This is a genomic window from Novosphingobium sp. Sphag1I, from assembly GCF_056279125.1.
Genome location: NZ_JBWBQS010000007.1, coordinates 131,845 through 146,957, shown reverse-complemented (window position 1 = coordinate 146,957; position 15,113 = coordinate 131,845). Strand labels below are relative to the sequence as shown.

The following is a 15,113-nucleotide window of genomic DNA, read 5'->3' as shown; positions in this document are numbered from 1 at the left end:
GGACAGAATGCCCTATCACAGTGTTTGACTCTGGTCATTTTATGCATCCCCTCATATGTTCTATCGGGGGAGAGCCGGAAGCCGGATCAACGGTGCCGTTCAGGATAAGAGCCAGTGAACTACGACCAGATTTTCGACGCAGCTATCGACCGCCTGCATTCCGAAGGGCGGTATCGCGTGTTTATCGACATCCTGCGTAACAAGGGCGCCTATCCCAACGCGCGCTGTTTTGCCGGGCATAACGGGCCGAAACCGATCACGGTGTGGTGCAGCAACGACTATCTGGCGATGGGGCAACACCCCAAGGTGATCGCCGCGATGGAAGAAGCGCTGCATGACGTGGGCGCAGGTTCGGGCGGAACGCGCAACATCGGCGGTAACACGCATTACCATATCCAGCTGGAAGAAGAGTTGGCCGACCTGCATGGCAAGGAAGGCGCGCTGCTCTTTACCTCGGGTTATGTGTCGAATGATGCGACGCTCTCGACGCTGGCCAAGATCCTGCCGGGATGTGTGATCTTTTCCGACGAATTGAACCATGCCAGCATGATTGCCGGCATCCGCAATTCGGGCGCGGAAAAGAAGGTGTTCCGCCACAATGACCTTGAACATCTTGAGGAATTGCTGGCCGAAACCGATCCCGCCCTGCCCAAGCTGATTGCGTTTGAAAGCGTCTATTCGATGGATGGCGACATTTCGCCGATCCATGAAATCTGCGATCTGGCGGAAAAGTACAGCGCGCTGACCTATATCGACGAGGTTCACGCCGTGGGCATGTACGGCCCGCGCGGCGGCGGCATCACCGACCGCGACAATGCCGCCCACCGCATCGACATTATCGAAGGCACGCTGGGCAAGGCTTTCGGCGTGATGGGCGGCTATATCGCGGCGGACAAGCGTATCATCGACGTGATCCGCTCTTATGCGCCCGGCTTCATCTTCACCACTTCGCTCTCGCCGGTGCTGGTGGCGGGCGTGCTGGCCTCCGTGCGCCATCTCAAGGCTTCCTGTGTTGAGCGCGATGGCCAGCAGGCCGCCGCCGCATCGCTGAAAGCGATGATGCGCGAGGCCGGGCTGCCGGTGATGAATTCGACCACGCATATCGTTCCGCTGATGGTGGGTGATCCGGTCAAGGCCAAGAAGATCAGCGACATCCTCCTTGCCGAATATGGCGTCTATGTGCAGCCGATCAATTTCCCCACCGTACCGCGTGGGACGGAACGCCTGCGCTTTACGCCGGGGCCGCAGCATACCGAGGCCATGATGCGCGATCTGACGCGGGCATTGGTGGAAATCTGGGACCGGCTGGAGTTGAAGCTGGCGGCTTGATTTTTAGGTTTTGCCTCCGGCGGGCAAAGGGTCTCGACCCTTTGCAATCCCGGTAATGGGGTGGTGCCGGGTTGGCAGGGCAGTGAAGAGAGTTTGAAAGCCTGCGGCGCGGCAACCTTGGGGCCGGAAGCGCCGCAGGCTTTCAAAATTCAACGCCGCGTCCGACACTCATTCGCCGAACCCTATACGCAACAAAGACAGTAACGGGAGCGCGAGGGTCTAGACCCTCGCATCTTTCACCTCACCCATACCGTCCCGTCACATAATCCCGCATCGCCGCCGTCACGGGCTTCACAAATGCCTCGCCCGAAGGCCGGAATTCGACCATTTTGCCCATCAGCATAAATCCGGTGTAATCGGAAATCCGCGCCGCCTGCTGCAGGTTATGCGTGACGATGACAATGGTAAAGCTCTGCTTGAGTTCGATCAGCGCCGTCTCCAGCTTGGCCGTGGACAAAGGATCCAGCGCCGAGGCAGGCTCGTCCAGCAGCAACACTTCCGGCTCCACCGCAATCCCGCGCGCGACGCAAAGCCGCTGCTGCTGACCGCCCGACAGGCTGAGGCCCGATTTGTCCAGCTTGTCCTTGACCTCGTCCCACAGCGCGGCGCGGGTCAGCGAGGTTTCGACGATCTCATCCATCTGCGCGCGCGACACATTGCGGTGCAGGCGCACGCCAAAAGCGATGTTTTCATAGATCGACATCGGGAACGGCGTGGGCCGCTGAAACACCATGCCGATGCGCGCGCGCAGCCGGGCATTATCGCCATGAATCGGCGCGCCCGATGCGGGGGGTGCATCGGCCACCGCTTCACCGCCCAACAGGTTCTCGCCATTGAACAGGATCTGCCCTTCTGCCCGCTGGCCGGGATAGAGGTCATAGATCTTGTTCAGCGTTCGCAGCAGCGTCGATTTGCCGCAGCCCGAAGGCCCGATCAACGCCGTCACCTTGTTGCGCGCCACGGGCAAATCGACCCCGAACAACGCCTGATGCTTGCCGTAAAAGAAATCCAGACCGCGCACGTCCAGAACCCGCTGCTCCATCGGCGGGGGCACGATCACGCTGGCGCTATCGGCCTGTTTGGCGTCGAAATTCACGAATTGTGGCTCCCCCGCGTCAAGGCGCGTCCGATGATATTGGCGGCAAGAACGGTGATCGCGATCAACAGCGCCCCCACCCATGCCAGCGCGCGCCAGTCGTCAAAAGCCGACAGCGCGAATTGATAGATCGTCGTGGGCAAGGCGCCCATCGGCTGGGTCAGGGCAAAGGACAGGTCAGGATTGCCCAGCGAGGTAAAGAGCAGCGGCGCCGTTTCCCCCGAAATACGCGCAAAGCCCAGCAATGCGCCCGTCACCAAACCGGGGCGCGATGCGCGCCAGATGATCGCGCGGATGACATAGCTCTTGCCCGCGCCGATCGCCATGCCTGCCTCGCGCAACTGGTTCGATTGCAGGCGCAGGATGTCCTCGGTCGTGCGCGTCACCACCGGCGTCGCGACAAAGGCCAGCGCCACCGCGCCCGCCCCGGCCGAAAACCCGTGCAGCGGCCGCACCAGCAATTCATAGACAAACAGACCAATCAGGATCGAAGGCGCGGAGAGCAGCACGTCGTTCAAAAACCGTACCACTTCGGCCAGCTTCTTGCCCTCGCCATATTCGGCCAGCCATGTGCCGGCCAGAATGCCGATGACCACGGCAATGACCATGCCAATCAGGCACATTTCGACCGACCCCAGAATGGCATTACGTAGCCCTCCCGGCGCTTCGGGCGGCGGTTGATCCATCGTGAAAATGTCCAGATTGATGCCGCCCAGCCCGTTGACCACCAGCGACCACAGGATCAGCAACAGCGCGATCACCGCAACGCCGGTTGCCGCCATGGTCAGGCCGACAAAGGCATAATTGACCATTTTGCGCCGCGCATGGCGGTCGAAAAGGCGCCTCTCGATCCGCATCACGCCTTCTCCTGACCAATCAACATGCGCGCACCGACCAGCGCGGCAAAGGTGATGACAAACAGCACCAGCCCCAGCGCCATCAGCGCCGAGACGTGCAGGTCGCTGCTGGCTTCGGCAAATTCATTGGCGATGGTCGATGCAATGGTCGAACCGCTGGCAAACAGGCTGCGCGGGAATTCGTGGCTGTTGCCGATGATAAAGGTCACCGCCATCGTTTCACCCAGCGCGCGCCCCAGCCCCAGCATCACCGCGCCAATCGCGCTGCGCCGAATATAGGGCAGCATGATCCGGCTGACGACCTCATAGGGGGTGCAGCCCATGCCATAGGCCGCCTCGCGCACATGGGTCGGCACGGAGAGCAGCAGTTCGCGCAAAACCGTCGCGATATAGGGCAAGACCATGATTGCCAGGATCATCGCGGCGGTAAAAATATTGGCCCCATTGGGGATGCCTTCGAACAGATGGCCCCAGAAACTGTCGGGATCGACGATATAGAACAGCGGCAATTGCACATGCAGCGCAAACCACGGCGCCAACACGAACAGGCCCCACATGCCGTAAACGATCGAGGGAATGCCCGCCAAAAGCTCGACCGCCATGCCGACATATTTGGCCAATCCCGCCGGACAGAATTCCACCAGAAAGACCGCAATCCCTACCGCCAGCGGCAGCGCCATCACCATGGCCAGCCCGGCGGTCACCAGCGTCCCGACAATCGGCCCGGCGGCACCATAATCCTCGGCCACGGGGTCCCATGCAGCAGAGATGAAAAACTTCGGCCCGAAATGCGCCAGCGCCGGCCAGCCCCCGATCACCAAAGCGATCAACAAGCCCGCCAGCGTCGCCATCAACACCATGGCCGCGGAAAAACACAGCGCCTGAAAGAAAGCATCCTGACGCGCCGCGCGCGAAAGGCCGGTCGTATGCCTCGTCATTTCACGCCCCCGATGGCGCGCCATTGCTGTCGCACCATGGATTTTAGCGATGCGGGCAAGGCCACATAGGACAGGCGCGTTGCCGTTGCGTCACCATGGCCAAAGGCCCAGTCAAAGAAGCGCAACACCGCCCGCGCCTTTTCCGGGCGCTCCTGTTCACGATGCATCAGAATGAAGGTCGCGCCCGAAATCGGCCATGCCTGCGCGCCGGGCTGATTGACCAGCAAGACGTAATTGCCCGAAGCCCGCCCCCAAGGAGCAGCGGTGGCCGCAGCCGCAAAGCTGTTCAGCGTCGGCGCGGGGAATTGGCCCGCCGCGTTCTGAAGCAGCGCGTAGCTGACCTTACCCTTGCGCGCGTAAATATATTCGACATAGCCCAGCGCGCCATAAGTCTGGCGCACAAAGGCCGCCACGCCATCATTGCCCTTGCCCCCGATCCCGGCGGGCCATTTGACCGCATCACTGGCCCCCACCATACGCGCCCAATTGGGCGAGGTCTGGGCCAAATAGGTGGTGAACAGGAATGTCGTGCCCGAACCGTCCGCACGATGCACCACCGTAATCGGGAAAGGCGGCAGTTTCAGCCCCGGATTGACCGCGGCAAGGCGCGGATCGTTCCAGCGCTTAATACGTTCCAAAAAGATTTCGCCCAGCAATGGCCCCGTCAACCGCAATTGCCCCGGCCCGATGCCCGGCAAATTGAACACCGGCACCACGCCACCAATCGCGGCGGGGAATTGCACCAAACCGCTGCGCGCCAATTCCTCGGGCTTGAGCGGTTTGTCCGTCGCGCCGAAATCGACCGTATGGGCGATGACTTGCCGCACGCCGCCGCCCGAACCAATCGATTGATAATTCAGCCGATCGCCGCTGGTTGCGGCATATTCGCGGGCCCATGCCTGATAGAGCGAGGCAGGAAAGCTGGCCCCCGCGCCGGTGAACGATTCGGACCGAGCGGGCGAAATCATCGCCAGCCCAAGGCCGAACGCCAGCACGGTTTTGCGGAACATGGGCGATTCTCCACCAATGGGCACAGGTTCGCCCACATGGGGCGCTAAACGGTCCATATGACAGCTTTGTGACAATATCCAAGCCCCGGCACTTTCGCGCAATTTTGCCCAAAACCTCGAAAAATGTCGCTCCGCCCATCGATTGTGCCGGCATCATACCGACACATTGTCACATAAACGTCATTTTCAAACCATCCTTCGCCTGTCCCGCGCCATTTCTTGAATATGCGGCCAAAATCTATCTATCCTGATGCACGGGGCGCTCCTAAACTGATGCGGTCAATCCATGGCGCCGAACCAGTCCGATCGGCCAGGGTTTCAGGATCACTGCTGCTCCCCCCGCGCAGCTTCGAGGAATGTTTCAATGAATGTGTTCAAGCCCTTTGCTCTGGCCCTGCTGGCATCGAGCGCCATGGCGCCCGGCATCGCCCAAGCCGGAACAAAGGCCCCCGCAACAAAGAGCGCAGCCACCCCATCACTTCAGGCCCAGTTGCAACAGGCACAGGCGCAAATGGCGCGCATGCAGGCCCAGATCGACGCGCTGGAAAAGAAGCTGACCGCAATGACCGGCGGGAACGCAGGCGCTCCGCAAATGGCCGCCGCCGCGCCCGATGCTGCGCAATCGCCCCCAACGCTGGCTGCGACCGCCCAGACTGCGCAACAGGCGCAAGACACAGCCACGCAGGCCTTGGCCAGCGCGGAAAAGGCCAATGGCGCGATTGCCGTCACCCAGCGTGCCGTCGCCGCCACCAAATGGGCCGCCAACACCAGCGTTTCGGGCGAAATATTCCTGAACCTGTCCAATATCACCCAGCACACCGGCGGCGGCAACAATCCCGCCAGCGGTCAGGGCGTCAATCTGAAACGTGCCTTTTTGGGCATTGACCACCGGTTCAGCAACAAGGTTTCGGCAGCCATCCTGCTCGACGCGGACAACGTGACCGGACAGCCCAGCACGGTGAACCCGAATTCTTCGGCCACGCAATTGGTGGGCAAGGGCCTGTATATCCGCAACGCCTATGGCGAGGTAAAGCTCCACCCGGCGCTGACCATTCGATTGGGCGCGGCGGACATGCCGTGGATCGCCTATGCCGAAAAGGCCGAGAATGAGCGCCATGTCGAACGCTCGATGCTGGAGCGTCTTGGCTATGGCAATCCGGCCGATTGGGGCGTGCATCTTCTGGGCGACTTTATCCGCAAGGATGACGCCAGCCTGTCCTATGCCATTTCGGTGGTCAACGGCAGCGGTTACCGGCAAGCCCGCGTCACCAAATCCATCGATGTCGAGGCGCGCTTTTCGGGCACATGGCATGGGTTCTATGGCGCGGTGGGCGGCTATTATGGCAAGCGCGGCAATGACATCGAATCGATCACCGGCACCACCGCCACCTCTTTCCGCACCGCCACACGCGGCAACGTGATGGCCGGATACAAAAGCTCGGTCATCGGATTTGGGGGCGAGTTCTTCTATGCCCGCAACTGGAACAATGTCGGCGTCAACCCTGCGCTGTTCGCCCTGTCGGAAGACACCGCAATGGGCTGGTCGGGCTTTGCCCATTACAATCTGTCGCGTCAGTGGCGCGCCTTTGCCCGCTATGACCATATCAAGCCCAACCGTGACACCGTTCCGGGGCTGAAGGATGATCTGTTGATGGGCGGCTTACAGTTCTCGCCGCTCAAATTCGTCGATCTGGCGCTGGTCTATAAGCGCGAGACGGTCAATGGCGGTTCGGTGGCCACCAGCAATGGCGTCATCGGGTGCAGCACGATTGCATCGCCCAATGCCTTTAGCACGGCGGCCAGCCTTGCCGCCATGTGCCGCGGCAATGGCACCTATGACGAAGTGGGGCTGTTCACCGCGATCCGTTTCTGATGCGGCTGGAGGTCGTACTTCTGGCCGCGGGATGGTCGCGGCGGATGGAGGGGGCAGATAAGCGCCTCTTGCCATGGCGCGGCCAACCGATGGTGCGCCATGCCGCCTCGCTCTATTGCGGGCTGGGCCTGCCGGTGGTGGTGGTGGGCCGGGCGCAGGATGAAGGTTTGGCGCAGGCGATGAAAGGTCTGGACGTCACGCTGGTCGCCAATCCTGACGGGCAGAGCGAGCAAGGCGCGTCGGCGCGGGTCGGGCTGGCGGCATGTCGGCGCGATGGTGATGGCGTGATGATTGCGCTGGCCGATCAGCCATTGCTGACGGGCGCGGATATTGCCGCCCTGATCGACCGGTTTGCCGCGCATGCCGACAATATCATCATCCCGCGCCATGACGGTGCGCGCGGGCATCCGTTGATCATGCCAGGCGATCTGGCGCGCGGCCTGTACGACGCAGCCACCGACATCGCGCCCAAAGCCTGGATCGAGAGCCATAAGGCGCGGATTTATTGGCATGATGTGGAACATAACCGTTACACAAGCGATATAGATACTCCATGCGACAGGGATCGGCTGTTGCGTGATCACCACTCATCTGACGCCCCCATCAACTGACGGTTGATTCATGTTTGGGAATCGCTAGCCTGCCCCCGGCCCGTCACACGCCATGATGAGATGACAAGAGGAGTAAGCCCGCAATGACACTCGACAAGAAGGTTTGCATCGTCACTGGCGCGGCCAGCGGCATTGGTCTGGGCATCGCCAAGCGTTATGTGGCCGAAGGCGCGCTGGTCGCGCTTGCCGACCTCAACCTTGACGCCGCCAACAAGGCCGCCGCCGAATTGAACGCGGCCGGCCCCGGACAGGCCATCGGCATCGCCATGGATGTGACCAGCGAGGATCAGGTCAACGCAGGCGTCGCGCAGGTCGTGGAAAAATGGGGCACGGTCGATGTGCTAGTGTCCAATGCGGGCATTCAGATCGTCAATCCGGTGGAAAATTTTGCCTATGCCGACTGGAAAAAGATGCTGGCCATCCATCTGGACGGCGCATTCCTAACCAGCAAGGCCGTATTGCCCCATATGCAGAAGCAGAAGTCGGGCGCGATCATCTTCATGGGCTCGGTCCATTCCAAGGTCGCCAGCCCGCTGAAATCCGCCTATGTCACGGCCAAGCACGGCCTGATGGGTCTGTCGCGCGCGATTGCCAAGGAAAATGGCACCAAGGGCATCCGTTCCAACGTCGTTTGCCCCGGTTTCGTGCTGACACCTTTGGTGGAAAAGCAGATTCCGGAACAGGCCAAAGAGCTGAATATTTCCGAAGATGAGGTCGTGAAAAAGGTCATGCTGGGCCAGACGGTCGATGGCGAATTCACGACAATCGAAGATATCGCCGAAGTGGCGCTGTTTTTCGCCTCCTTCCCCACCAATGCGCTTACGGGCCAGTCCCTAATTGCCAGCCATGGTTGGGTGATGGAGTAACACTCCCGGTAAACCGTACGTTTTTAGCAAGATGCGCCATCGGCTTTGGCCCGGAATTCTGGTCCAAAGCCGATGCGTTTCTATTTCATGCCTTTTGCCGATCATGCCAATCTGGCGCCAAGAGATGGTTAACAAAAACCAGATCGACAGGGCAGGCCCGGCACTCCCCAAACCTGCCAACATCTCCCATCCCTTTCCATAGGGGGATAAGATGTCCAAGCGTAGAGGCGGAAAAGGCACCTATCGCAACATTCCCGGTCCGGGCCCATCCCGCGGGAGATCGAAAAACCCACCCAGTTTTCCAAAGGGGCTGGTGCCCCCACCTCGGATCGGGGTGACCATCACCAGTGTCCCCATGTCCAAAGTGGCCCGCGCCAAAAAGACCAACGGGCGGCGGCACAGGCATGTCCAGCCCCACCCTGTCATACACCTGCCGCAGGTTGCGACGATGGAGGCAGCAGAGGTACCAGCCATCCCGCTGCCATCTGTTCACGAACTTTTGGTTTGCAACGAACCGCCACCGATCATGGCGGCGCCAGTCCGTCCTGAACCGGAAAGCGCTTTGCCGCGCAATCAGTCGCTCGCCAAACCACCGGTCGGGTTGGTCGCCGCAATTGGTGAATGGCTCAACAGTTTTGGCCGCATGGTGGCGGCGGGCTTTATCGTGAAGAAGAAGCGGGCGCCCCTGCCCCGTCCACCGCGTAGCCTTATTCGCAGCGAAGTGGCGGAACCCTCCATGCGCGAACGCACGGAGATGGCGCAATTGCGCGCCGAGAACCGCCGGTTGCGCGCCCAGCTCGACGCATTGAGCCATGTCCAACGCAGGATGGAACGCGCCGATTGACCCTTATGCGGTCAGGTGAGCGACCAGCGCCTTGACCTTCTTCTGACGCCATTGGGGCAGCGGCGCGACCAGCCAATAGGCCTTGCGCGCCGGTTCGGGTTCGCCAAAGCCGGGAATGCGGCCCAGATCGCGCCACCCTTGCGCCAACAGCAAGGGTACGCGCGCACGGCCAAGCCCGGCGGCAGCAGCGGCAATCGCCTGTCCCGCGTCGCCCACATGCAGGCCCGCCTCAATCCCGTCACCGGCCGGATTGGGGTCACAAGGCCAGGCGATCCATTCGCCATCACCCACGACGGTCTGCTGCGCTTCGCCAATCGCCACGCCTTCCAGATCACCCGGACCTTCGGACAGGCGCAGCGCCAGATCGAGATTGGCCTCGGTGAAATCGGTGGCGTCGCCATCGACCAGAACGACGCGGATGTCGGGATTGGCGGCCCGGAACGCGGCCAGACGCGGGGCCAGCCATGCCGCGAAAATATCACGCGGGGCGGCAATCGTATAAACATGCGAGGATTGCCCCGCCTGCATCGCCTGCACCGCATCTTCAAATTGCAGGAAACCGGCGCGCAAAGGCTCCAGACCCGCCTGCGCCTCATCGGTCAGTTCCAGCCCCTTGGTCGTGCGGCGGAACAGGACAACGCCCAGCAAATCCTCCAGTGCGCGGATCTGCTGGCCCACGGCGGCGGGCGTCACGGCCAATTCGTCGGCCGCGCGGGTAAAGGACAAATGGCGGGCGGCAGCGTCAAACACGCGCAAGGCGTTGAGCGGAAGATGGGTACGCTTCATGGCGGGGGTTGTTACGCCGGGACGCGCCGACGTCAAGCGCGGTTTAAGCGATCAGCCGGCCGTAGCGGGCGCGGCCAGCGGGAAATGCGGGATCGGCACCAGAACCGAGTCGCCCTGTGATCCATCACCCATAATCTCGCGGAAGGTGTAATAGCCCTCCATGCTGCCTTGCGGTGTGGCCAACGGGCAACCCGACACATAGTCATGGCTCTGTCCGGGGTGCAGCACCGGGGTTTCACCCACCACGCCCTCACCCTCGACCAGATTGACCGCGCCGCGCCCGTCGGTGATCCGCCAATGACGCGTGACCAGTTGCAGGATACGATCCGAGTCGTTCTCAATCCGGATATGATAGACCCAGAACCACTTGCCCGCCTCAATCCGCGATTGTTCGGGCAGGAAGTTAACGGCCACCCGCACGGTCACGCCATGGGTGGTGGCGGCGTGCTGGAACAGTTCCTTGATGAAGGATCGGTCTGACATATGCGCAAAGTAGCGCTGCTTTTGTCGCTTCGCAACGGGCCTTTGGGGTCATTTGCGCCGGTTCCGAGCATCGGTCCGTCGCAAATTTGCCCCGCCCATTATTGCAACTCACTCGCAATAGCGTTAAATGGTGGTTCAACGCTCAGGAGTTTCCCCATGAACGAACCGCATCTGGCCCGCATCCTCCCTCATGCCGTGCCGCAGGATGGCGTCACACGCGCCGTTCTGGTGGCGATGCGCCGCATGGCGATCCACGGATTGCACGATGCCTATGTAACGATGTTGATGCTGGAACATTTCGGCCTGCATTTCCGCAAGCCCTTGGTGCTGATGCGGGCCTTGTTGATGGAGGTGTCGCAAACCACGCGACAACCGATCCAAATTGCACCTTGTTGTGCGCCCCGCATGACGCCTGCGGAAAATTCGCTGCTGCGCGCCATGGCCTGCGCGGCGCAGGATCCGGCGCAGGCGGGCGAGCATTTGCGCGAATTGACCGATGCGCCCGCCATCGAAGGCTTGCTGGCCACCACCCGCGTGCTGGCCAGCGCGTTTGTCGATTCAGGACGCGTCCTGAGCCTTGATTAAAGCCCGATGGCCTTAAGGGCGCCGTCGAGGTCTTCCTTGAGGTCTTCGAGATCTTCCAGACCGACGCTGATGCGGACCATGCCCTCGGTCACGCCCATCGCTGCGCGCGTTTCGGGCGAGATCGAGGAATGGGTCGTGCTGGCCGGGTGGGTCATCAGCGATTTGGTATCGCCGATATTGTTCGAAATATCGATCAGTTGCAGCGCGTTAAGCAGCTTCATCGCCGCCTCGCGCCCGCCATCGACCTCGAACGAGAAGATCGAACCGGCACCATACATCTGCTTTTTGACCAGATAGTGCTGGGGATGGCTTTCCAATCCGGGGTGCAGCACCCGCGGCAAACGCGCCTCCAGCCAGCGGCCCAGTTCCAGCGCCGCATCGCTCTGCGCCTTGGCACGCAGTTCGAGCGTTTCCAGCCCCTTGAGCACAACCCAAGCGTTGAAGGGCGAGAGCACATTGCCGGTGTTGCGCGTATAAGGATGCAGCACCGTGTTGATGAAATTGGCGTCGCCCGCCACCGCGCCCGCCAGCGTCCGACCCGAACCATCCATCAGCTTGGTCGCGGCATAGGCCACCACATCGGCGCCGTGATCCAAAGGCCGCTGCAAAGCGACGCTGGCAAAGGCATTGTCCACCACCACGCGAATGCCGCGCGCATGGGCAATCTTCGACACTTCGGCAATATCGACCAGATCCATCGTCGGATTGGCCGGGGTTTCAAAGAAAAACAGCTTGGTATTGTCGCGAATGGCGTCCTGCCACTGATTGAGGTCGCGCCCGTCGATGGCGGTGACCTCGATACCGAAACGCGGCAACAGATTGTCCGTCACCCAGCGGGTGGGGCCAAAGGCAGCCTTGGCGATGACCATATGGTCGCCCGCCGAAAGCTGGCACAGCAATACGCTCGACATCGCGCCCATGCCGCTGGCCTGACAACGGCATGCCTCGGCCCCTTCCATCAGGGCGATGCGTTCCTCCAGCATCTGCACGCTGGGGTTCGACGTGCGCGAATAGGTCATTCCGGGAATCTTGCCCGCGAAACGGTCGGCCACGGTTTCGGCGCTGTCATAGGCAAAGCCAGAGGTCATATAGATGGCCTCGGACGTTTCGCCCTGTTCGCTGCGCCATGTGCCGCCGCGCACGGCCTGCGTCGCGCTGCGCCAGTTGCGGGTGATCTTGCGATCCTGTCCAGTGTCCCTTTTCATGGGGCCTTGCTCTAGAACCGGCACGGCGCAAGAGCAAGGGTATCCAGCGCAAGGCCGGTTGCGCCCGTATGAACAGCGATCTAGCCTGCGGCAATGTTTGCAAAACCACAGTCCGACCCGTGGGCATTTCAGATCCTTGTCACGCTGCTGTTTGCCGGGCTGGTCTTTTTGCGCCTGACCATTCCGTCGCATCTTTATTTTGACGAAATCCACTATGTCCCCGCAGCCCGCGCGATGATCGCGGGCAATCCGGCCAACCCGGAACACCCCATGCTGGGCAAGGCGATGATCGCGGCCTCGATCCGCCTGTTTGGCGATGGGCCACTGGGCTGGCGTTTGCCATCGGCGCTGTGCGGCATTGTCGGCCTGTGGGCCTTTGGCCGCGCCATGTGGCTGGCCAGCGGGCGGGCGATGGCCTCGGTGGCGGCGATGGTCCTGCTCGCCACGGATTTCGCCTGGTATGTGCAAAGCCGGATCGCGATGCTCGACATGGTGATGGCGGGGCTGGCGATGGTGGCACTGTGGATGCTGGCCGGGGCGATGGCGCATGGTGATGGCGCGCGATGGCGTGTCTGGGCCGCAGGGGTTGCCTTGGGCCTCAGCCTTGGCGCCAAGTGGAGCGTCTTGCCGGTGTGGATTGTCGTGGCGGGGTTGGTGATGGTCGCGCGGGGGTGGGCTTGGGCGGCGGGCCATCGCCCCATCGTGCCGGCTTTGCGGTCGCGCGAATTGTTCGGCGCGCTGATCCTGATGCCGATGCTGGTCTATTGGCTGACGTTCCTGCCCGGATTCCTGACCCTGCGCGATGCGGTGCCGGTGCTCGATCCGGTGGGGTGGCATCGCCATATGCTGGAATTGCAGAGCAGCGTGACCAAGCACCACCCCTATCAAAGCGTGTGGAGCCAGTGGATCATCAACTGGCGGGCGATCTGGTATCTGTATGAAGTGACCGATGGGGCGCAGCGCGGCGTCATGCTGATCGGCAATCCGTTTACGATGATTGCGGGTCTGGTGGCGCTGGTCTGGGCGGCGTGGAATGGGCTGATGCGCGGCGCTTGGCTGCCGCTGGTTCTGGTCGCGCTTTATGCCGGATCACTGGGCATGTGGATCGTGGGGAACAAACCCGTCCAGTTCTATTACCACTATCTTTTGCCCGGCACCTTTATGATGGGGGCGCTGGGGCTGGTGGTCGATGATTTCTGGTGCGCGCGGGGGCAACGCTGGCGACGCGAGGCAATCGGCATGTTGGTGCTGTCGCTGGGCGTCTTTGCCTGGTTCTTCCCCATCCTCTCGGCCGCAACGCTGCACAAAGGCGTGGCCAGTTTCGAGGACTGGATGTGGCTGGCCAGTTGGCGCTAAAGACGCCAGCTGGCCGATCCATCAATTGCCGTATTTGCCCCAGACGAACTTGTTCGACAGCGCAAAGTTCCACACCGACGCCAGCACGATGCCCACCAGCACCGCGACCACGTCGTGGATATGCATACGCTTCAACGCCGCGGTCGAGCCAATATTGGTCAACAGACCCAGCGAACAGGTCAGCGCGAATTGCGCCCAACCCTTGCACAGCGGCCAGAACCCGCGCAAACGCTTGTCGGCATAGGTCAGTTCATTGTTCAGCACGAAGTTGAACGTCATCGCAACAACAGCGGCAAGCGTATTGGCAATATTGAAGGTCGTCTCATCGCTCGACCAATGGCCATAGACGAAGCGTTCTCCCAGAACGACGCTGAGCATCAGCCAGAGCATGGCGAATTGTACCACCACGCCTAGCGCCCCCACCGTGCCGAACAGCGCGAAACGGGTCGGGATGATGCGGCCAAGCCACTTGTCGTAAAGACCGATCAGAAATTCAAACACAACCGTCCGATCCAGCTTGCTTTCACCATCCGCGCGGGCGGCAAAGTCCAGGGGGAATTCCTTAACCCGCAGCGGCGTATCAACCGTCGCGAGAATGTCGAGCAGGATCTTGAAACCCACACCCGAAAGCCGATGCGCGTCACAGCGCAAAGTGGCCGTGGGCAGCATGAAATAGCCGCTCATCGGGTCTGACAGGTCAACGCCCGTCACCTTGCGCGCAATGGCATTGGCAAAGCCGCTGGCCTTGACGCGGTCGGGGCGGCCCCATGCCTCGGTGCTGGCACCTTCGGCAAAACGGCTGGCATAGGCCAGATCATATTCGCCCGATTCAATCGCGGCCAACATGCCCGGCAGCAATTTGGGATCGTGCTGATGATCGGCGTCCATCACCGCGACAATCGGCGCGGCGGTGGCGCACATACCCTCGATCGCGGCGCTGGCCAGACCGCGGCGGCCAATGCGCTGGATACAACGGATACGCGGATCTTCCAGCGCGATGGCGCGCGCCTCGTCGGCGGTGCCGTCGCGACTGTTGTCATCGACGAAAATAGCCTCCCACGTGATGCCCTTCAACGCGGCGTCAAGCCGCGCGACCAGAGGGCGCAGATTACCCCTCTCGTTCAGCGTGGGCATTACGATGGCAAGTTGCAAAGTCTGACTCATAATTCCTGAAGCTTTAAAAGCCGAACGATCAGGCGGAGCCCCCGCTCTCGCCCATTCGGCATGTTGCCGGGTACATCGCCCCCCGGAAAACCTGATCCAATTGCGCCCAA

General features: G+C 61.5%; 15 protein-coding genes. 7 read left to right on the top strand and 8 right to left on the bottom strand.

Annotated elements, in window-relative coordinates; all coding sequences use genetic code 11:
* Nucleotides 1-114: 114 nt before the first annotated feature.
* Nucleotides 115-1,329 carry a 5-aminolevulinate synthase gene (gene hemA, locus ACZ9HU_RS10205; protein ID WP_476104689.1) on the top strand — a complete coding sequence of 405 codons (1,215 nt, stop codon included), beginning with the start codon at nucleotides 115-117 and terminating at the stop codon, nucleotides 1,327-1,329.
* A 241-nt stretch (nucleotides 1,330-1,570) separates the two neighbouring features.
* Here the strand turns inward: hemA and pstB are convergent, their stop codons facing one another.
* From pstB to pstS, 4 genes are read right to left on the bottom strand one after another with little or no spacing between them, the layout of a single operon-like run.
* Nucleotides 1,571-2,371: a phosphate ABC transporter ATP-binding protein PstB gene (gene pstB / locus ACZ9HU_RS10200; RefSeq protein WP_476104798.1), complete on the bottom strand. Its 801-nt coding sequence runs from the start codon at nucleotides 2,369-2,371 to the stop codon at nucleotides 1,571-1,573.
* Nucleotides 2,372-2,421: 50 nt separating this feature from the next.
* Nucleotides 2,422-3,282 (bottom strand): phosphate ABC transporter permease PstA, encoded by an 861-nt coding sequence (gene pstA, locus ACZ9HU_RS10195; RefSeq protein ID WP_476104688.1) that lies wholly within the window; start codon nucleotides 3,280-3,282, stop codon nucleotides 2,422-2,424.
* On the bottom strand, nucleotides 3,282-4,244 hold the full coding sequence (pstC, locus tag ACZ9HU_RS10190; RefSeq protein WP_476104687.1) for a phosphate ABC transporter permease subunit PstC: 963 nt from the start codon (nucleotides 4,242-4,244) through the stop codon (nucleotides 3,282-3,284). Before pstC ends, pstA begins: the two co-directional genes overlap by 1 nt.
* Nucleotides 4,217-5,230 (bottom strand): phosphate ABC transporter substrate-binding protein PstS, encoded by a 1,014-nt coding sequence (gene pstS / locus ACZ9HU_RS10185; RefSeq protein ID WP_476104686.1) that lies wholly within the window; start codon nucleotides 5,228-5,230, stop codon nucleotides 4,217-4,219. The genes pstC and pstS overlap by 28 nt, the downstream gene beginning before the upstream one ends.
* Nucleotides 5,231-5,594: 364 nt before the next feature.
* On the opposite strand from pstS, the gene ACZ9HU_RS10180 reads away from it, so the two are divergent.
* From ACZ9HU_RS10180 to ACZ9HU_RS10165, 4 genes are all read left to right on the top strand, one after another.
* Nucleotides 5,595-7,103, top strand: coding sequence for a hypothetical protein (locus tag ACZ9HU_RS10180; RefSeq protein ID WP_476104685.1), 1,509 nt, complete (start codon nucleotides 5,595-5,597; stop codon nucleotides 7,101-7,103).
* Nucleotides 7,103-7,714 carry a nucleotidyltransferase family protein gene (locus tag ACZ9HU_RS10175; protein ID WP_476104684.1) on the top strand — a complete coding sequence of 204 codons (612 nt, stop codon included), beginning with the start codon at nucleotides 7,103-7,105 and terminating at the stop codon, nucleotides 7,712-7,714. The genes ACZ9HU_RS10180 and ACZ9HU_RS10175 overlap by 1 nt, the downstream gene beginning before the upstream one ends.
* 83 nt (nucleotides 7,715-7,797) lie before the next feature.
* Nucleotides 7,798-8,580 carry a 3-hydroxybutyrate dehydrogenase gene (locus ACZ9HU_RS10170; RefSeq protein ID WP_476104682.1) on the top strand — a complete coding sequence of 261 codons (783 nt, stop codon included), beginning with the start codon at nucleotides 7,798-7,800 and terminating at the stop codon, nucleotides 8,578-8,580.
* A 334-nt stretch (nucleotides 8,581-8,914) separates the two neighbouring features.
* Nucleotides 8,915-9,424: a hypothetical protein gene (locus ACZ9HU_RS10165; RefSeq protein WP_476104681.1), complete on the top strand. Its 510-nt coding sequence runs from the start codon at nucleotides 8,915-8,917 to the stop codon at nucleotides 9,422-9,424.
* A gap of 3 nt (nucleotides 9,425-9,427) precedes the next feature.
* On the opposite strand, the gene ACZ9HU_RS10160 is transcribed toward ACZ9HU_RS10165, so the two are convergent.
* Nucleotides 9,428-10,210, bottom strand: a complete 783-nt coding sequence (locus ACZ9HU_RS10160) for a LysR family transcriptional regulator (protein WP_476104680.1) — start codon at nucleotides 10,208-10,210, stop codon at nucleotides 9,428-9,430.
* A 51-nt stretch (nucleotides 10,211-10,261) separates the two neighbouring features.
* Nucleotides 10,262-10,675: a Co2+/Mg2+ efflux protein ApaG gene (gene apaG / locus ACZ9HU_RS10155; RefSeq protein ID WP_476104797.1), complete on the bottom strand. Its 414-nt coding sequence runs from the start codon at nucleotides 10,673-10,675 to the stop codon at nucleotides 10,262-10,264.
* Nucleotides 10,676-10,849: 174 nt separating this feature from the next.
* Here apaG and ACZ9HU_RS10150 point away from each other — a divergent pair, with 174 nt between their 5' ends.
* Nucleotides 10,850-11,278 (top strand): DUF6628 family protein, encoded by a 429-nt coding sequence (locus ACZ9HU_RS10150; protein ID WP_476104678.1) that lies wholly within the window; start codon nucleotides 10,850-10,852, stop codon nucleotides 11,276-11,278.
* Here ACZ9HU_RS10150 and ACZ9HU_RS10145 read toward each other — a convergent pair.
* Entirely contained in the window at nucleotides 11,275-12,483 is a 1,209-nt protein-coding gene (locus ACZ9HU_RS10145) for a trans-sulfuration enzyme family protein (protein WP_476104677.1), read from the bottom strand. The genes ACZ9HU_RS10150 and ACZ9HU_RS10145 overlap by 4 nt on opposite strands.
* 93 nt (nucleotides 12,484-12,576) lie before the next feature.
* On the opposite strand from ACZ9HU_RS10145, the gene ACZ9HU_RS10140 reads away from it, so the two are divergent.
* Nucleotides 12,577-13,839: a phospholipid carrier-dependent glycosyltransferase gene (locus ACZ9HU_RS10140; protein WP_476104676.1), complete on the top strand. Its 1,263-nt coding sequence runs from the start codon at nucleotides 12,577-12,579 to the stop codon at nucleotides 13,837-13,839.
* A gap of 21 nt (nucleotides 13,840-13,860) precedes the next feature.
* Here ACZ9HU_RS10140 and ACZ9HU_RS10135 read toward each other — a convergent pair whose 3' ends face one another.
* Complete coding sequence (locus ACZ9HU_RS10135; protein ID WP_476104675.1) at nucleotides 13,861-15,003, bottom strand: glycosyltransferase; 1,143 nt, start codon at nucleotides 15,001-15,003, stop codon at nucleotides 13,861-13,863.
* Between the last annotated feature and the right edge of the window lie 110 nt (nucleotides 15,004-15,113).

Bases quoted from the DNA above. Each gene is read 5' to 3' on its own strand.
- pstB (WP_476104798.1), bottom strand. From the start codon at position 2,371: ATGGAGCAGCGGGTTCTGGACGTGCGCGGTCTGGATTTCTTTTACGGC.
- pstA (WP_476104688.1), bottom strand. From the start codon at position 3,282: ATGCGGATCGAGAGGCGCCTTTTCGACCGCCATGCGCGGCGCAAAATG.
- pstC (WP_476104687.1), bottom strand. From the start codon at position 4,244: ATGGCGCGCCATCGGGGGCGTGAAATGACGAGGCATACGACCGGCCTT.
- pstS (WP_476104686.1), bottom strand. From the start codon at position 5,230: ATGTTCCGCAAAACCGTGCTGGCGTTCGGCCTTGGGCTGGCGATGATT.
- ACZ9HU_RS10180 (WP_476104685.1), top strand. From the start codon at position 5,595: ATGAATGTGTTCAAGCCCTTTGCTCTGGCCCTGCTGGCATCGAGCGCC.
- ACZ9HU_RS10175 (WP_476104684.1), top strand. From the start codon at position 7,103: ATGCGGCTGGAGGTCGTACTTCTGGCCGCGGGATGGTCGCGGCGGATG.
- ACZ9HU_RS10170 (WP_476104682.1), top strand. From the start codon at position 7,798: ATGACACTCGACAAGAAGGTTTGCATCGTCACTGGCGCGGCCAGCGGC.
- ACZ9HU_RS10160 (WP_476104680.1), bottom strand. From the start codon at position 10,210: ATGAAGCGTACCCATCTTCCGCTCAACGCCTTGCGCGTGTTTGACGCT.
- ACZ9HU_RS10150 (WP_476104678.1), top strand. From the start codon at position 10,850: ATGAACGAACCGCATCTGGCCCGCATCCTCCCTCATGCCGTGCCGCAG.
- ACZ9HU_RS10145 (WP_476104677.1), bottom strand. From the start codon at position 12,483: ATGAAAAGGGACACTGGACAGGATCGCAAGATCACCCGCAACTGGCGC.
- ACZ9HU_RS10140 (WP_476104676.1), top strand. From the start codon at position 12,577: ATGTTTGCAAAACCACAGTCCGACCCGTGGGCATTTCAGATCCTTGTC.
- ACZ9HU_RS10135 (WP_476104675.1), bottom strand. From the start codon at position 15,003: ATGAGTCAGACTTTGCAACTTGCCATCGTAATGCCCACGCTGAACGAG.